Genomic DNA, 14,328 nt, shown 5'->3' with positions numbered 1-14,328 from the left:
TAGAGTACTTCTGAATTATGAAATTGAGAAGTCAGAATTAAAGGTGTTGCGAACGGCGATGCGCAGCTTCGCCGAGCGAGCCCGGCTGTTGGCGGCCACTTCCTCGGCAGAAGCTTCCACCGGCTTGCGCGTCAGCACATCAAAAGGCACATGCGTGTGGCCGAACAGGTCTTTGTCGGCTTCGCCGAAAAATTTGCCCTTAGCCATGAAGTTCTTCACCAGCCGGTCTTCCAGGGAGTGATACGACATAACCACCAGCCGGCCGCCGGGGCGCAGCACTTGGGCCGTTTGCTGCAGCATTTCCTGCAGGGCCGTCATTTCATCGTTTACTTCGATGCGCAAGGCCTGAAATACCTGCGCCAGGTATTTATTCTCCTTGCCGCGGGGCATGCAGCTGGCAATGGCTTTTTTTAGCTCGCCAATCGTCTGGATGGAATGGCCGCGGCGGGCGGTGACCAGCGTACGGGCCAAGGTGCGGGCATTGGTTACCTCGCCGTACATTCCGAAAATGCGGTGCAGGGCAGCCTCCTCGTACTCATTTACTACGTCGGCGGCGCTGGGGCCGTCTTCGGAGTTCATGCGCATGTCCAGAGGGCCATCAAAGCGGGTACTGAAGCCGCGCTCCGGGGTATCAAACTGATGGGAGGATACACCCAGGTCCGCCAGCAGACCATCGACGGGCAGGGCGTTGCGCTGTGACAGTTCCTGGTAAAGGTTGCGGAAATTGCTGCGAATGAAGGTGAATTGCGGGCGGGCTAGCTGGGCGGCTTCGCGCTCCGCATCGGCATCCTGATCAAAGCTGTACAGGTGGCCGGTGGTCAGGCGCTCCAGCATGCGGGCCGAGTGTCCGCCACCGCCAAACGTCACGTCTACGTAGCGGCCGTCGGGCTGCATATCCAGCCCGGCCAGGCATTCGGCCAGCATTACGGGGCGGTGGTAGGCGGTATCGTTCTGGTATTCGTTGCTCATGCGGCCAGGGGGCCAGCAGGGCCAGTTTCGGTGGTCAGGAATTTCTGCGCCAGCTTAGAGAAGCTCTGCTGGTCTTTAATGAGGTATTCTTCGTAACGCTCCGGCTCCCAGATTTCGCAACGGTTACCGAGGCCTACAATAATGGCTTCTTTCTCGATGCCGGAGTAGCGCAGCATAGTGCGGGGCAGCATAAAGCGGCCGATGTTATCCAGCTCCACCTCCGTCATGCCCCTGAAGAAGTTGCGCTGAAACTGGCGGTACTCCTCATTGAACTCGTCCAGTGCCATCACCTTATCGTGAATCACGCGCCAGGACTCCCGCGGGTACAGTACCAGGCAGGGCTCAAAACCGCGCACCAGCACCAACTGGTTGCCGGAGGCTTCCGGCAGGTTCCCCTTCACCTTGGCGGGCAGCACCAGGCGCCCTTTCGGGTCCAGCTTGCACTCGTATTCGCCAGAGAGAAGATTCATGAATTAGGTGGGGCGCGTTTCAGGGATGTTAGCAAAAGTACACATTGCCCGGCAAAACACAACCACGATTTACCATTTTCTACCACAATCCAAAAACCGCATTTCCAGCCAATAGAAAGGGTTTTTTGAATATACAAATGGCTACTACTCTCCTTTGTGGGAGAAAGTGGAATCCTGTTTGACAGAATGTCAGGCTCGGGAAACCAAAACCCGTTTTTAAGAATCTGCGCTGTTTTGGGTTCTCATCCTGCCAGGTTACAGCCTCCATAACCAACAGCACTTTTTACCTTTCCGCTCTTCTTGCCTCCCCTTTCAGGCCAGCAAATATCCATGTTTTTTGTGGGATACGGATGATGACCGGCAGCATTTCGTGCCCGTATTCCGTACAGCCCAGCCGAGAGTTTGCACGCAACCCTGCAAAGGGTTGTGTATCTTTGCTCTTGTGAAACGCCCACTTGTACATCGGCTGTTTAGTGCCTGGCTGGCGCTACTGGTCCTTACCGCTTCGGTAGGGTTCACGGTGCAACAGCACATATGCCGGATGAGCGGGCAGCGCACGGCGGAACTGGTCTTCACTACGCCTCAGCATGGCTGTGTGAGCACCATGCCCAAAGCCGAAAAGCCCGCTGCGGGGAAAGCACAGCTGAAAGCCCCCTGCTGCGACTTTAAAGCTCACTTGCACAAGCTGAGCGTGCCTGGCACAGAGCAGGCCTGGAGTAAATTATTAGTACCAGGCCCCATATCAGTGTCCTTTTTAGAGCCGATATGGCCCACGGCCCCTAGTGTTTCCATAGCCCGGCTGCTAACCGGCTGGCATGCTTCTGACTCCTCCCCGCCCTTGTTTAGGGCGGGTCGGGACCTGCTGACTTTTGTCTGCATCTTAGTGGTTTAGCCGTTTTTCAACGCTCCGCTGCCCCTGGCAGCCCGGCCGGGCAACGCATGTCCGTCGGCCTTCGAGTATTGAAATAACTGCTAAACACTCCTTGCCATGATCTTCTACTTCGGGCCCCGTCTATTGCTGGCGAGTGCTCTTTCCCTGGGCGCTTCAGCAGCGCTGGCGCAATCGGCGGCTATGGCTCCTGTGCGGGGCCAGGTAACCGATGCGGCTTCTACAGCTGCTGTGCCCGGTGCCATAGTGCGCTGGCTGGGCACCACCGACGCCACTACGACCGATGCGAAAGGTGGATTCTCGCTGGTACGCCCGGCCCAGGCCGAAACCAGTAAACTAATCGTAAGCTTTCTGGGCTATACTGCTGATACTATTGCGGTGCCGACCAGCGGCAGCCCCTACCTGCGAATAGCATTGCGCCGCAATGCCGAGTTGCAAGAGGTACGCGTGGAAGCAAAGGCCCTGTCCTACTCTTCCCTCACGCCCACCAATACGCAGGTCATCAACAGCCGGGATTTGACCAAATCTGCTTGCTGCAACCTGGCCGAGAGCTTTGAGACCAATGCCGCTGTAGAGGTTTCTACTACGGATGCGGTTTCCGGAGCCAAGCAGATTCAGCTGCTGGGGCTGGATGGGGCATATTCCCTGCTAACGGTAGACAACCAGCCCGCTCTGCGGGGCCTTTCTACACCCTACCGCCTGAGCTATTTGTCTGGCACCTGGATTGAAAGCATCGATATCATTAAGGGTACGGGCTCAGTGGTGAATGGCTACGAAGGCATTTCGGGCCAGGTGAATGTGCGCCTGAAGGAGCCCGACAAAACCGACCGGCTCTCCTTTAATGCGTACGGCAACGACCTGGGCAAATTTGACCTAAACCTTAACACTTCTTCCCGCCTTACCGATAAGCTGAGCACGGTTCTGCTGCTGCACTCCGACCACCTGGGCCGCCGGGCAGACCGTAACCAGGATGGGTTTATGGACCTGCCGCTGGCTACCCAGTATAATGTGTTCAATAAGTGGAAGTATAACACGGGGAAAGGCATAGTAACCGAGCTGGGGCTGGGCGCGCTGCGCGAGACCCGGGAAGGCGGGCAGATGCAGTTCCGCAAGGAAGATGCCGCCAGCGCCTACTATGGTACCACCCTTAGCACTAACCGCTATACGGGCTACGCAAAAGCCTCCTACACCTGGGCGGGGCGCCCCTACCAGAGCCTGGGGCTGCTGCTCTCCGGCACCAACCATGGCTTCGATTCACAATATGGGCGCCGTACCTATGAAGGCAGCCAGCGCACAGGCCAGGCTACCCTCCTATTTCAGAGCGTACTGGGTACCACAGCCCACACTTATCGTACAGGCCTGAGTTATTTGTATGATAACTACCAGGAAGTTTTCCGCACCGGGGTTATCTATCCTACCGAACTGCCGGCCGAGCGGTACCGCCGGGAACATCGAAACCGGCTGGAGCAGGTACCTGGCGCATTTGCGGAGTACACGTACCAGAATGCCCGTAACCTCACGGTAGTAAGCGGACTGCGTCTCGACCGCCACAACCTCTACGGCTGGTTCTTAACGCCTCGCCTGAATGTGAAGTATGATGTCACGCCAACCACCGTGCTGCGCCTGGCAGCCGGTCGGGGCCTGCGTACAGCTAATCCGCTGGCCGAAAATAGCGGTATGCTCGTGAGTTCCCGGGAGTTTATCATTGCCGATAACCTGCAGCCGGAGCGGGCCTGGAACCTGGGCGGCAGCTTTACCCAGTATTTCACGGTGGCGGGGCGAGCTGCTACTTTCATCACCGACTACTATCACACAGAGTTTCAGAACCAGGTGGTAGCCGATATGTACCTGTCGCCTGACTTCCTGGTGATAACCAACCTGGAAGGCCGCTCTTATTCGCGTAGCCTGCAAATGGAGGTGCAGGTAGAGCCAGTGAAAGGGCTGCAGGCTAAAGCGGCCTACAAATACCTGGACGTCCGTACCACTTATGATGGGCAGCTTTTGCCTAAGGTACTGACTCCCAAAAACCGCCTCTTCCTGAACCTGAGCTATGCCACAGCCTTTGATAAGTGGCGCGCCGACCTTACTATGCAGGGCTTCGGGAAACGCCCACTGGCCCATGCCCCGGGCAATACCTCCCATCAGCATGGTTTTGATGCCCGTACCCTACCCTATACTCCCCGCTTTGCGCTATTTAACACCCAGCTCACCCGAGCTTTTAAGCGCTGGGAAGTATATGCCGGTGTGGAAAACCTGTTGGACTACCGTCAAAAAGACCCCATTACCGGCGCAGCCGAGCCATTTGGACCAACATTTGATGCTGCCATGGTGTGGGGCCCCACCTACGGGCGCCTGACGTACCTAGGCCTGCGTTTCCGGTTGGAGTAACCCTGAATCTTTTCTCGTCTTTTTTGCTTCTTTTCTTATGAAATCCATCAAAGCACTTCTTCTTGCCCTAATAGTTCTGGTTTCGGCCCAGCTTACGCAGGCCCAGGATAAAACCAAAAGTAAAACCAAAGGCCCGGCTACCGAGCAGTTGCAAATCAAAACCTCCGCCGTGTGCGATATGTGCAAGGCCCGCCTGGAGAAGTCCTTAGCCTATGAGAAAGGCGTACAAGCAGCAGTGCTAGACGTACCTTCTCAAATGCTGACGGTTACGTACCGGCCTGATAAAACCTCAGCCGAAGCCCTACGCACCGCCGTACAGCAAACCGGATATGATGCTGATACCAAAACGGCTGATGCCCGCGCCTACGACCGGTTGCCTGACTGCTGCAAAAAAACCAATAGCGTGCATTAAGCACGAAGGTTTATATGCAAACAAAAAGCCTGCTTCCAGAAGCGGGCTTTTTGTTTGTTAGCAAAAGACAACCTAAGCGGCAATAGCCTGCTGCGTTACCACATCAAACTCCAGCCGCACGCTGAAGCCCAGCGGCCGCACCAGCCGGCGCCGGTTGGTGCCGGATATCTCCAGCGTAAACCACTCCGCCCTTAAGTATTCCAGCAAATTGGGCCTGCCCAGCAGTTCCATAGTAATGCGGTTAGGGTTGGCAGAGTGATTCGTGAAGCTGGCAATATGTATCTTATGATTGTTAGCCGTCAGGAAGCAGTTCCCGGTTTCCAGTGCAGCTAGTGTGGGGGTGCCCCGGCTAGTGGTTTGCCCTTCTTCCGGATGCCATTCCATAGAGGCTTTGCGCAACATAACGGCTACCACCTCCGGACGCGTCAGCGACTCCAGGCAAGCTAGTGAACCCGGCAGTTGTACTTCCGATAAGTAGATTAAATCCAGGCTGGGGTCTATGCGCAACCGTATGGCACGAGTATTGATACCGAAGGCAGAGCGGATGGATCGGCGCAGATCTTCCTGATGCTCAATTCTTAAATCCACCCCCAACACCACCGGCGGAATAGGCGGCATGGCCGATAAGGCTGGCTGTCTCATAACAATAGGTGGTGTGGCTTTTGCAGCTGGAGTAGTTCTGCTATTAGGTTAGCACTACTGGCCGCAGTATCGGGAATAGGTCACAGTATTAAGTTGATATAAAATATTGATTACCATGGTATATAGTAGAGCAAATAGCCTAATTAGTATACCAGTGGCCCAGTATCAGCTACCAATTCAAGTGATATACTTTTTCTCAGAGAGGTGTATTTTTTTAATAATAAACAGTATAAATTGATTTATTTCATTTATATTCCCCCCAATACTACTTGCTAATCCACTTCCGAAGTATGAAAATATCATGCTTGCTTCTTGATGATGATCCACTGGTGTTGGATTTGCTACAGGCATACGTAGCAATGACGGAGGTATTGGAGGTAAAAGCCGCCTTTACTGACCCCCTGGATGCCCATACCTACCTGCTTAATCATGAAGTGCAGGTGCTTTTTTCGGATGTAACAATGCCCCACCTAAGTGGGCTGGACCTGGTACGCTCACTGCGACAGCCGCCACTGGTAGTCCTCATGACGGCCTACCCTCAATATGCCATGGAGGGTTTTAATCTGGATGTAATCGACTTTCTACTTAAGCCTATTTCCCTGGAGCGCTTCCTGAAAGCAGTAAATAAGGTAGCTAGTATACTGCGTACCAGCTATACCGATACCGATGGATATGATATGCAGTCCGGTAATGGGTCCTTCTTCATTCGTACGGATGCTCAATTTGTTCGACTGCACTACCGCGACGTGCTATTTATTGAGGCCTTAAAAGATTTCACCAAGATTAATACGGCCGATGGCCGCACGCACCTTACACTGGTAAACCTTAAGAATCTGGAAGAACAACTGCCGGCTGGCTTATTTGTGCGCACGCACCGCTCCTATCTGGTTAACGCGGCCAAGATAGAATCGGTAAGTAATCTGGAAGTGCGGGTAGGTGGCCATTCTCTGCCCCTGGGCCAGACGTACCGGGAAAGGGTTACGGAGCGAATTGTAAATCGTACCCTTATCCGGCGGCAACACTAGAGGCCTGCTCGTCCTCGGCTGGTGCTACTGTCATCTGCGCTTCCTTAGCCACGGCAGAAAGCGTAAACCGGAAGACTGAGCCGCGGTTTACCTCACTGGTAAAGGAGAGCTTGCCACCATTCAGCTCTACAAAGTCCTTGCACAGGCGCAGGCCTAGCCCTGTACCCCGCTCCCGCGCTGTGCCCAGGGTAGAGCGGACGCCAATGCCTAACACCTTGTCCCAGTCGGCTCTGGGAATACCCACCCCCGTATCGGTTACGGCTACTTCCCAGAAAGCGCCCACCCGCCGGTTGGAAATGGAGATAGTACCGCCTGCAGGCGTAAACTTAATGGCATTCCCAATCAGGTTGCGCAGAATCAGCCGGGTCATATCCACATCGGCCCTTACAAAGCAGCGTGCCGTCAGCTCGTTCTGAAACAACAGCTCTTTGCGCTCAGCATCATTAAGCAGCAGCGTCAGGCACTCTTCCACCAGCTCATCAAGGGCAAACACTTTGGGCTTCATTCCCTCATTTCGCATCTGGGCCATTGACCAGTTGAGCAGATTATCCAGCAGTTGCAGGGTAGCGTCGAGGGCCCGCGACACCCGTACGGAATGCTCAGCCAACCGCTCCGGCGAAGAAGCACCGATATTTAATAAGGTTAGTAGCGAATACAACGAGCTGAGAGGGGAACGAAGGTCATGCGAGATGACGGAGAACAGGGTGTCTTTGGTGCGGTTAAGACGGTCCAGCTCCTCTTTCTGTCGTTGTATAGCCTGATTTTTACGCGTGAGCAAACGGTTAATGCCTGCCTGCCGCCGCCGGGCCCGATAAAGCCCGGCTACCAGCAGCAGCAGCAGCAGTGCCCCAACTCCCAGAACGTTGCGCCAGCCCGTTTGGCGGCGCAGATTGGCTTCCTGCAGTAGCCGTTCCTTTTGCAGCAGCTCAATTTCCTGTTCTTTTTTCTTGGTTTCGTAGCGAGTACGTAGCTCAGCTATCTGAGTAGCCCGCGCTTCCGCGGCCACACTGTCTTCCAGCTCTACATGATGTGTTAGTGCTTCTAACGCGGCTGATGTTTGCCCTTTCTTCCGATAGATCATCGAAAGTGAGTAGTACAAGTCGCTTAAACGGCTTCTGCTGCCACTGCGCATCTCCAGAGGCAAGGCCTGCTGCAGATTATACTCGGCGGAGGCCAAATTACCAACCGAGTCTTGCATGGCTGCTATGCTCTCATAAAGCGAAGCCTGCAGCACCGGAGGTGCTTTGTGACGGGGCAGCTTATCCAGGGCTTGCTTATAGATACCCTGCGCCAGCGCATAACTGCCAAAGCTGGCATATACGCTTCCGATACTGTGCATGACATAGCCTACAGCCACACTATCATGCAGATCCTGAGAGCGTTGAGCACTTTGCCGTAGATAGAACAAAGCCCGGCTATACTGCTGCTCCGCTAAATACATGCGCCCAATGGCATGCATTGCTACGGCTACTCTCCCTGGTTCCCGTAACTTCTGCCAGATTTTGACAGCGCTTTGATACCCAGTTAAAGCCCGTTCCCAGTTTAGCTGGCTGGCGTATAAGTCTCCTAAGTGCTCATGCACCGTAGCCTGACTCCGCAGATCGTTCAGGCGCGAGAAGCCATGTAGGGCCTGCTGATACCGTAGATGAGCACGGCCACTGTCGCCGAGGGCCACATCTACTATACCTAGCAAATGATATGTCTGGGCTACGCCCTGGCTATCGGCGTTAATGCGGTATTGCTGCAAGGCCAGCCGGGCATGCCGCAAAGCTTCGTTGTACCGATGCAAGTCGAGCAGGGCCGAAGCCATGCGGGTATGGGCGCGGGTGCGGGCTGGTTCCGTCGTAAGCGTTTCCAGTTGCCGCTGGGCTACCCGCAATGCTTCTTCCGGGTTTGGGGAATGAAGCGGTATGGGACCTGCCGTGAGCTGACCGAGTTGGCTGCCTTCATTTAAAGCATTCCACTCGGTGGCCATACCCGGCCGGGCGCCCATCAGCATAAGCCCTGCCCACAGGCAGAGAAAACCAAAACCAGTACGTTGCAATAGGGCAATAGGGCGCATAGGGCAGTTAGAAGCAGCGCTCCGGCAGTTGATACGCTCCTTCTGCTTTCTAAAATAGGAATTATTTTATGCTATGCTATTATTTTTTATTCCCGCTAACGGTTTTCAGGTCAGCTATTTGCCTCTTTTGCTTGCCACAAACGCCACCAGGGCAGATAAGGCTGGTCATGGTGCTCATAATGGTATCCAAAAAAGTAGCAGCTGATAAAAGCCCATAGGTGATGGCGTAGCTGGCTGCGTGACTTATGCGGGTTGGCCGTGTCATGCTCACCCCGGTGCGGCAGGTAGGTGCCAAAGTAAAATAGTTGCATCGTGGCCAGTACTGCCGGCAGCATCCAAAACGCAATTACGTTGGCCATCGGAAAAAACAGCTTCAGCACATTATAGGTGGCGGCCATCAGCAGCACCTGCCAGAGGGTAACATAATTCCAGGCAAAGCGCCCAAACCACCACAGGAAGCCGGCATGGTGGCCATCGTGGAAATCAGGGTCCTCGGGGGTGGCTACGTGCCGGTGATGGGCATGGTGCTTGGGCAGCATACCGGGAAACCAGTTGAAGGCGAACAGCCCGGCCGTAAGCAGGCCAATGGCATTGTTCAGGCGCTTATCAGGGCTTACCACGCCATGCATGGCATCGTGGGCGGTGATAAACAGGCCGGTATAGAGGTGCGTTTGCAGTAGCAGCAGAAGGTACGGCGCCGGTGTGTGCCAGTTGGGCTGGTAAAAAGCCAGCAAATAGGTGAGCAGGGCCACCCAGGCCGTTAGAATCAGCAGGGCCACCCCTACTCCCTTATAACCCAGCGGCGTGGGCTTGAGACGGTGGGAATTAACGGTGGCAACAGGCTGAGGCATATAAGTGGGGCCAGCATTCATTTTGTACTTACAGCACCAGCAAGGCGTCGCGCACTTGCTCCATCAGCCACATGGGCGTGCTGGTAGCCCCGCAAATACCCACCGACTGGCCAAGCTGAAACCACTCCGGCCGCAGCTCAGCTACATTGGAAATGAAGTGAGTAGCCGGGTTGGTTTCCTTGCAGACCTGGTAGAGCACCTTGCCATTTGAGCTTTTGGTGCCCGAAACAAAGACTATTTGGTCGAACTGAGCCGCAAACTTACGCAGGTCTTTGTCGCGGTTGCTTACCTGCCGGCAAATCGTATCGTTCGCATTTACCTGATAGCCACGCTGCTCCAGCTCATTCTTGATGCGGTAAAAGGAATCGGTGCTTTTGGTGGTCTGGCTGTAGAGGGTAATGTTGGCCGGCAGCTCGTGGCGGAGCAGCTCGTCCAGATTTTCGAACACGACGGCGTCGCCACCTGTCTGGCCCAGCAGCCCGCGCACCTCGGCGTGACCGTGCTTGCCATAAATGAAAATAGGTTCCTGGCGGTCGTAGCTGGATTTGATGCGGTTTTGCAGCTTCAGCACCACCGGGCAGGAGGCATCCACCAAAGTCAGATTGTTGTGCAGGGCCATCTGATACGTGCTGGGCGGCTCGCCGTGAGCCCGAATCAGCACGGCTTCATTGCGCAGGCTGGCTAGCTGCTCGTAGTCGATAATGCGCAGGCCGCGCTGCTTCAGGCGCTCTACCTCTTCATCGTTGTGCACAATGTCGCCCAGGCAATACAAATAGCCCTGTTCTTCCAGCAGGTCTTCGGCCATTTGAATGGCATAGATGACGCCGAAGCAAAATCCAGAATTAGGGTCAATACGGACGCTCAGGTGGTACGGCATAGCTATCAGCGTAACCAACTCTACGGTTAGAAGGTTATGACCGGATTGCACATAAGATACAGAATTTTGGGGTTTTATACTGAGGCAGATACTCCTTTGCCCTAAAGCAAAAGCAGCCCTGATGTGGAGCTGCCTATACTTAACTACTGAAAAATTGCCGGGCAGCTAGGGACTACAGCCGAGCCAGCTTCGCGGCATCGTCCTCGGAAACATGCCCACGGTCAATCAGGAAGCTACGGACCAGTGCAAAAGACTCCGCATCCAAACCGGAAGCGGGGTGTTTGAGCAGGGTAGAAATCAAAAACTGTCGGTCTTCGTCTACGTGCTGGCTGAGGCCCAGAAAGGCGGGCAGGTTACTTTCCACACTGAGGCGCAGGAAACGGATTTCAGCGTTATCAGCATCCAGCTTAACTGCTTTTTCAAACTGCTGACTGGCATTCTGCACGTAGGTAAGCTTGTTAAACATAGACGCGTCCCGTGCCCGAATGGCTTCAGCGGCAGCTTTATAAGCCAGCACCACTGCATCCTGCTGATTATAAGCAGCCATAAGCTGATGAAATTTCTCGCCGGCTTCTTTGCTGGCGGCGGCCTGCTGGTACTGACGGCGCAGGGAGACTACGGAATACGGGTTGGCTTCAGTGGACACGAGCGTGGTGAAGGTCAGAAGGAGAGTAAGAAACAGGCGAGAGATTGATTTCACGCGAAGAACATTCGTGACTAGATGGCCCGGAGGCGGTAACGAAAGTACGAACCAACCAGCAAAAGGAGCTTGGTGTTGTCGGGCACGCGCACCCGCTGGCCCAGAATGCCGGCGGCCGGCAGTTGCCGGATGCGGTGGAAAAGCTTCAGATAATACACATAAGCCAGATACACGCCCAGGCGCGCGGCGCGGGGCAGCTGCACAATGCCGGCGTAGCCAGCTTCAAAGTCGGCCCGGATGTCTGCCTCAATCTCGCGCTTTACCTCGTCGGTAAACCGCTCATACTGCACGCCGGGGAAGTACACGCGGCCGCGCTCCTCGTAGTCGGAGCGGATATCCCGCAGGAAGTTGATTTTTTGAAAGGCCGAGCCCAGTCGCCGGGCCGGCTCGCGCAGCCGCTCAAACAAAGCTGAGTCCCCCTCACAGAATATGCGCAGGCACATGAGCCCCACTACTTCCGCCGAGCCATAGATGTACTGCTCGTAAAGGGACTGGTTATAGCTTCGGTCATCAAGGTCCATTTCCATGCTGAACAGAAAGGCATCAATAAACTCCCGATTAATACCGTACTGGCGCACTACGTCCTGAAACGCGTGCAGCACCGGATTTAAGCTGAGCCCCAAATCCAACGCCTCATAGGTCTGTCGCCTGAAGTCGGCAAATAGAGCTGCCTTATCATAGCTATGGAAGGTGTCCACAATTTCATCGGCCCAGCGCACGAAGCCATAAACTGAATATACCGGCAGATGAAACCGCTGGTCCAGCGTGCGGATGCCCAGCGTAAAGGAGGTGCTGTAGCGCTTGGTTATAAGCTTGCTACAGGCCCGGCTGGTTTCAGTAAAAAGGGCAACGTGGTCCATTTCTGTGGGTTATGAATTCTCCTTTTCTACCTCTTTGGCCACCACCTGCCCCGAAATAAGGGAAGGGGGCACACCAGGGCCGGGCACCGTGAGCTGGCCGGTAAAATACAGGTTGTTCACCTTTTTGCTTTTCAGTGAGGGCTTGAGAATAGCCGTCTGGCGCAGGGTGTTAGCCAGGCCATAAGCGTTACCCTTATAGCTGTGGTAGTCCTGCACGAAATCCTGGTGGGCGTAGCTGCGCTTGTACACCACCGCGTCGCGAATACTAGTGCCGCAGTGCCGCTCCAGCCGCTCCATAATCAGGTGGTAATAATGCTCCCGGGTTTCTTCGGGGTCGGGTAAGTTTGGCGCTACCGGAATCAGCAGAAAGAGGTTCTCGGAGCCTTCGGGGGCCACGGAAGGGTCTGTCTGCGAAGGAGCCGATACGTAGAACAGCGGTTTGCTGGGCCATTGCGGCTGTTCGTAGATTTCCTGTGCATGAAGGCTAAAATCCTCGTCGAAGAACAGATTATGGTGGCGTAGCTTGGGCAGGCGCTTGTTCACACCCACATAAAACAGCAACGACGATGGGGCCATCGTGCGCTTATCCCAGTATGCCTCATCGTAGTGGCGCCATTCCGGGGCTAGCAGGTGCTGTTCAGCGTGGTGATAATCGGCACCGGCCACTACTACCTGGGCCGCACGAAAGCCAGCGGCAGTTTGCACGCCAGTGGCACGGCCGTTTTCTACCATAATCTGCTGCACGGGTACGTTGTATTCCAACTTGACGCCCTGCTCCTCGGCAAGGCGCACCATACCTTCCACAATTTTATGCATGCCGCCCATGGGGTACCAGGTGCCTAGCGCCAAGTCGGCGTAGTTCATCAGGGAGTATAAGGCTGGCGTATTCTGTGAGGTAGCGCCCAGAAAGAGAATCGGGAATTCTACCAGCTCAAGCAGGCGGGGGTCGCGGAAAAACTTGCGCACGTGCTGGTGCATGCTTTGCAGCAGATCCAGGCGTAGGGCATCTACCAGCAGGCGCGGGTCGGCAAACTCCAGCAAGGAGCGGCCGGGCATGTGTACGAATTTGTTGATACCGACCTCATATTTATAAGCGGCCTGTCGCAGAAACTCGTCCAGACGGGCCGCGCTACCGGGCTCGTAGCGCTCAAACAGCTGGCGCAGCTCACGCATGCTGGCCGGAATATCTACCGCTTCCGGGCCTTTGAAAATGACCTGATAAGACGGATCCAACCGCACCAACTCATAGTAGTCGGCCACTTTTTTGCCGAAGCGGCCAAAATACTGCTCAAATACGTCGGGCATCCAATACCAGCTGGGGCCCATGTCAAAGGTGAAACCCTCAGCCTGGAACATACGCGCCCGCCCACCCGGACCTTCATTCTTTTCCAGAATAGTAACCCGGTACCCACGCTGGGCCAGCGAGGTGGCGGCCGCCAACCCCGCAAAGCCGGCCCCAATGACAATGACGTCCTTACTCACAGATGATTCAGATTTGGGCGCAGATTTCGCAGATGCGAGCAGTACAAAGGTGGCATAAAGCCCTGAATAGTGGCTGGTGGGCAAAAAACCGGGCCGCGAGCGGCGAAGCTTGCGCTGTCGTCACCCGCGGCCCGTTACGCCCGGGGCGGTTGTACTCTCTCCCTATTCCCTACACGCCGGGGGCGTATACCTTCAATACGTCTTTTAACTCTTTTCGGGCAATGTGAATCCGGTTTTTTACAGTCCCGATTGGAATTTGCAGTTTATCAGCTATTTCCAGGTACTTATAACCGATGTAATACATCATAAACGGCGTGCGGTAGTCGGCCGATAGGCTGGCAATGGCTTCGTTGATGTCCGTCACCACAAAGTCGCTGGTAGCGCCGTTGTGGGTAATGTAGTTTTCGTCGGTGTTGAAGTACTGGAAGTAATCAGTACTATCAATGTTACTGTTGCGCTTCGTTATCTTATTGTAGTTGTTGATAAACGTGTTGCGCATGATGGTGTACAACCATGCCTTCAGGTTGGTGCCGGCTTTGAACTTGTCCTTGTTCAGCAGCGCCTTCAACAGGGTTTCCTGTACCAAATCCTTGGCATCGTCAGCATCGCGGGTCAGGTTCATCGCCACGGGCTTCAAAGAGTAGGAAATCTTTTGTACTTGGTCGGTAAATTCCAGAGAAGTCATCTTGTTTAGCTTTTCG

The 14,328-nt window shown here is 54.8% G+C and carries 14 protein-coding genes; 4 read left to right on the top strand and 10 right to left on the bottom strand.

The annotated features are described in order from the left end of the window. Positions 1–15: 15 nt before the first annotated feature. On the bottom strand, positions 16–969 hold the full coding sequence (gene rsmH, locus Q4G72_RS07985; protein WP_303310891.1) for a 16S rRNA (cytosine(1402)-N(4))-methyltransferase RsmH: 954 nt from the start codon (positions 967–969) through the stop codon (positions 16–18). Continuing rightward, positions 966–1,439 (bottom strand): division/cell wall cluster transcriptional repressor MraZ, encoded by a 474-nt coding sequence (mraZ, locus tag Q4G72_RS07980; RefSeq protein WP_044512732.1) that lies wholly within the window; start codon positions 1,437–1,439, stop codon positions 966–968. Before mraZ ends, rsmH begins: the two co-directional genes overlap by 4 nt. Before the next feature lie 442 nt (positions 1,440–1,881). Between mraZ and Q4G72_RS07975 the strand changes: the two genes are divergently transcribed. The 3 genes from Q4G72_RS07975 (at position 1,882) to Q4G72_RS07965 (ending at position 5,128) form a co-directional block, all read left to right on the top strand. Further along, positions 1,882–2,331 (top strand): HYC_CC_PP family protein, encoded by a 450-nt coding sequence (locus tag Q4G72_RS07975; RefSeq protein ID WP_303310890.1) that lies wholly within the window; start codon positions 1,882–1,884, stop codon positions 2,329–2,331. Between the two features lie 96 nt (positions 2,332–2,427). Continuing rightward, a complete protein-coding gene (locus Q4G72_RS07970; RefSeq protein ID WP_303310889.1) occupies positions 2,428–4,716 on the top strand; it encodes a TonB-dependent receptor in 2,289 nt (762 codons plus the stop codon). Positions 4,717–4,753: 37 nt separating this feature from the next. After that, a complete protein-coding gene (locus Q4G72_RS07965) occupies positions 4,754–5,128 on the top strand; it encodes a heavy-metal-associated domain-containing protein (RefSeq protein WP_303310888.1) in 375 nt (124 codons plus the stop codon). A 72-nt stretch (positions 5,129–5,200) separates the two neighbouring features. On the opposite strand, the gene Q4G72_RS07960 is transcribed toward Q4G72_RS07965, so the two are convergent. Beyond that, positions 5,201–5,770 carry a hypothetical protein gene (locus Q4G72_RS07960; RefSeq protein ID WP_303310887.1) on the bottom strand — a complete coding sequence of 190 codons (570 nt, stop codon included), beginning with the start codon at positions 5,768–5,770 and terminating at the stop codon, positions 5,201–5,203. A 290-nt stretch (positions 5,771–6,060) separates the two neighbouring features. On the opposite strand from Q4G72_RS07960, the gene Q4G72_RS07955 reads away from it, so the two are divergent. Further along, on the top strand, positions 6,061–6,795 hold the full coding sequence (locus Q4G72_RS07955; RefSeq protein ID WP_303310886.1) for a LytR/AlgR family response regulator transcription factor: 735 nt from the start codon (positions 6,061–6,063) through the stop codon (positions 6,793–6,795). On the opposite strand, the gene Q4G72_RS07950 is transcribed toward Q4G72_RS07955, so the two are convergent. The 7 genes from Q4G72_RS07950 to Q4G72_RS07920 form a co-directional block, all read right to left on the bottom strand. Further along, a complete protein-coding gene (locus Q4G72_RS07950; protein WP_303310885.1) occupies positions 6,776–8,857 on the bottom strand; it encodes an ATP-binding protein in 2,082 nt (693 codons plus the stop codon). The genes Q4G72_RS07955 and Q4G72_RS07950 overlap by 20 nt on opposite strands. Positions 8,858–8,967: 110 nt before the next feature. Beyond that, positions 8,968–9,708, bottom strand: coding sequence for a fatty acid desaturase (locus tag Q4G72_RS07945; RefSeq protein ID WP_303310884.1), 741 nt, complete (start codon positions 9,706–9,708; stop codon positions 8,968–8,970). A gap of 28 nt (positions 9,709–9,736) precedes the next feature. Beyond that, positions 9,737–10,585, bottom strand: a complete 849-nt coding sequence (locus tag Q4G72_RS07940; protein WP_303310883.1) for a 4-hydroxy-3-methylbut-2-enyl diphosphate reductase — start codon at positions 10,583–10,585, stop codon at positions 9,737–9,739. A 172-nt stretch (positions 10,586–10,757) separates the two neighbouring features. Further along, on the bottom strand, positions 10,758–11,285 hold the full coding sequence (locus Q4G72_RS07935) for a hypothetical protein (RefSeq protein WP_303310882.1): 528 nt from the start codon (positions 11,283–11,285) through the stop codon (positions 10,758–10,760). Positions 11,286–11,302: 17 nt separating this feature from the next. Continuing rightward, complete coding sequence (locus Q4G72_RS07930) at positions 11,303–12,145, bottom strand: phytoene/squalene synthase family protein (protein WP_303310881.1); 843 nt, start codon at positions 12,143–12,145, stop codon at positions 11,303–11,305. A gap of 9 nt (positions 12,146–12,154) precedes the next feature. Continuing rightward, entirely contained in the window at positions 12,155–13,627 is a 1,473-nt protein-coding gene (crtID, locus tag Q4G72_RS07925; protein ID WP_303310880.1) for a bifunctional phytoene desaturase/3,4-desaturase, read from the bottom strand. A 169-nt stretch (positions 13,628–13,796) separates the two neighbouring features. Continuing rightward, entirely contained in the window at positions 13,797–14,312 is a 516-nt protein-coding gene (locus Q4G72_RS07920) for a sigma-70 family RNA polymerase sigma factor (protein WP_303310879.1), read from the bottom strand. Positions 14,313–14,328 lie beyond the last annotated feature (16 nt).

It is taken from the genome of Hymenobacter sp. BT730, assembly GCF_030542105.1.
In the GTDB taxonomy this organism is placed as follows: Bacteria; Bacteroidota; Bacteroidia; order Cytophagales; family Hymenobacteraceae; genus Hymenobacter.
Note: the sequence above shows the minus strand (reverse complement) of the source record. Positions and strands in the feature narration are given on the sequence as shown.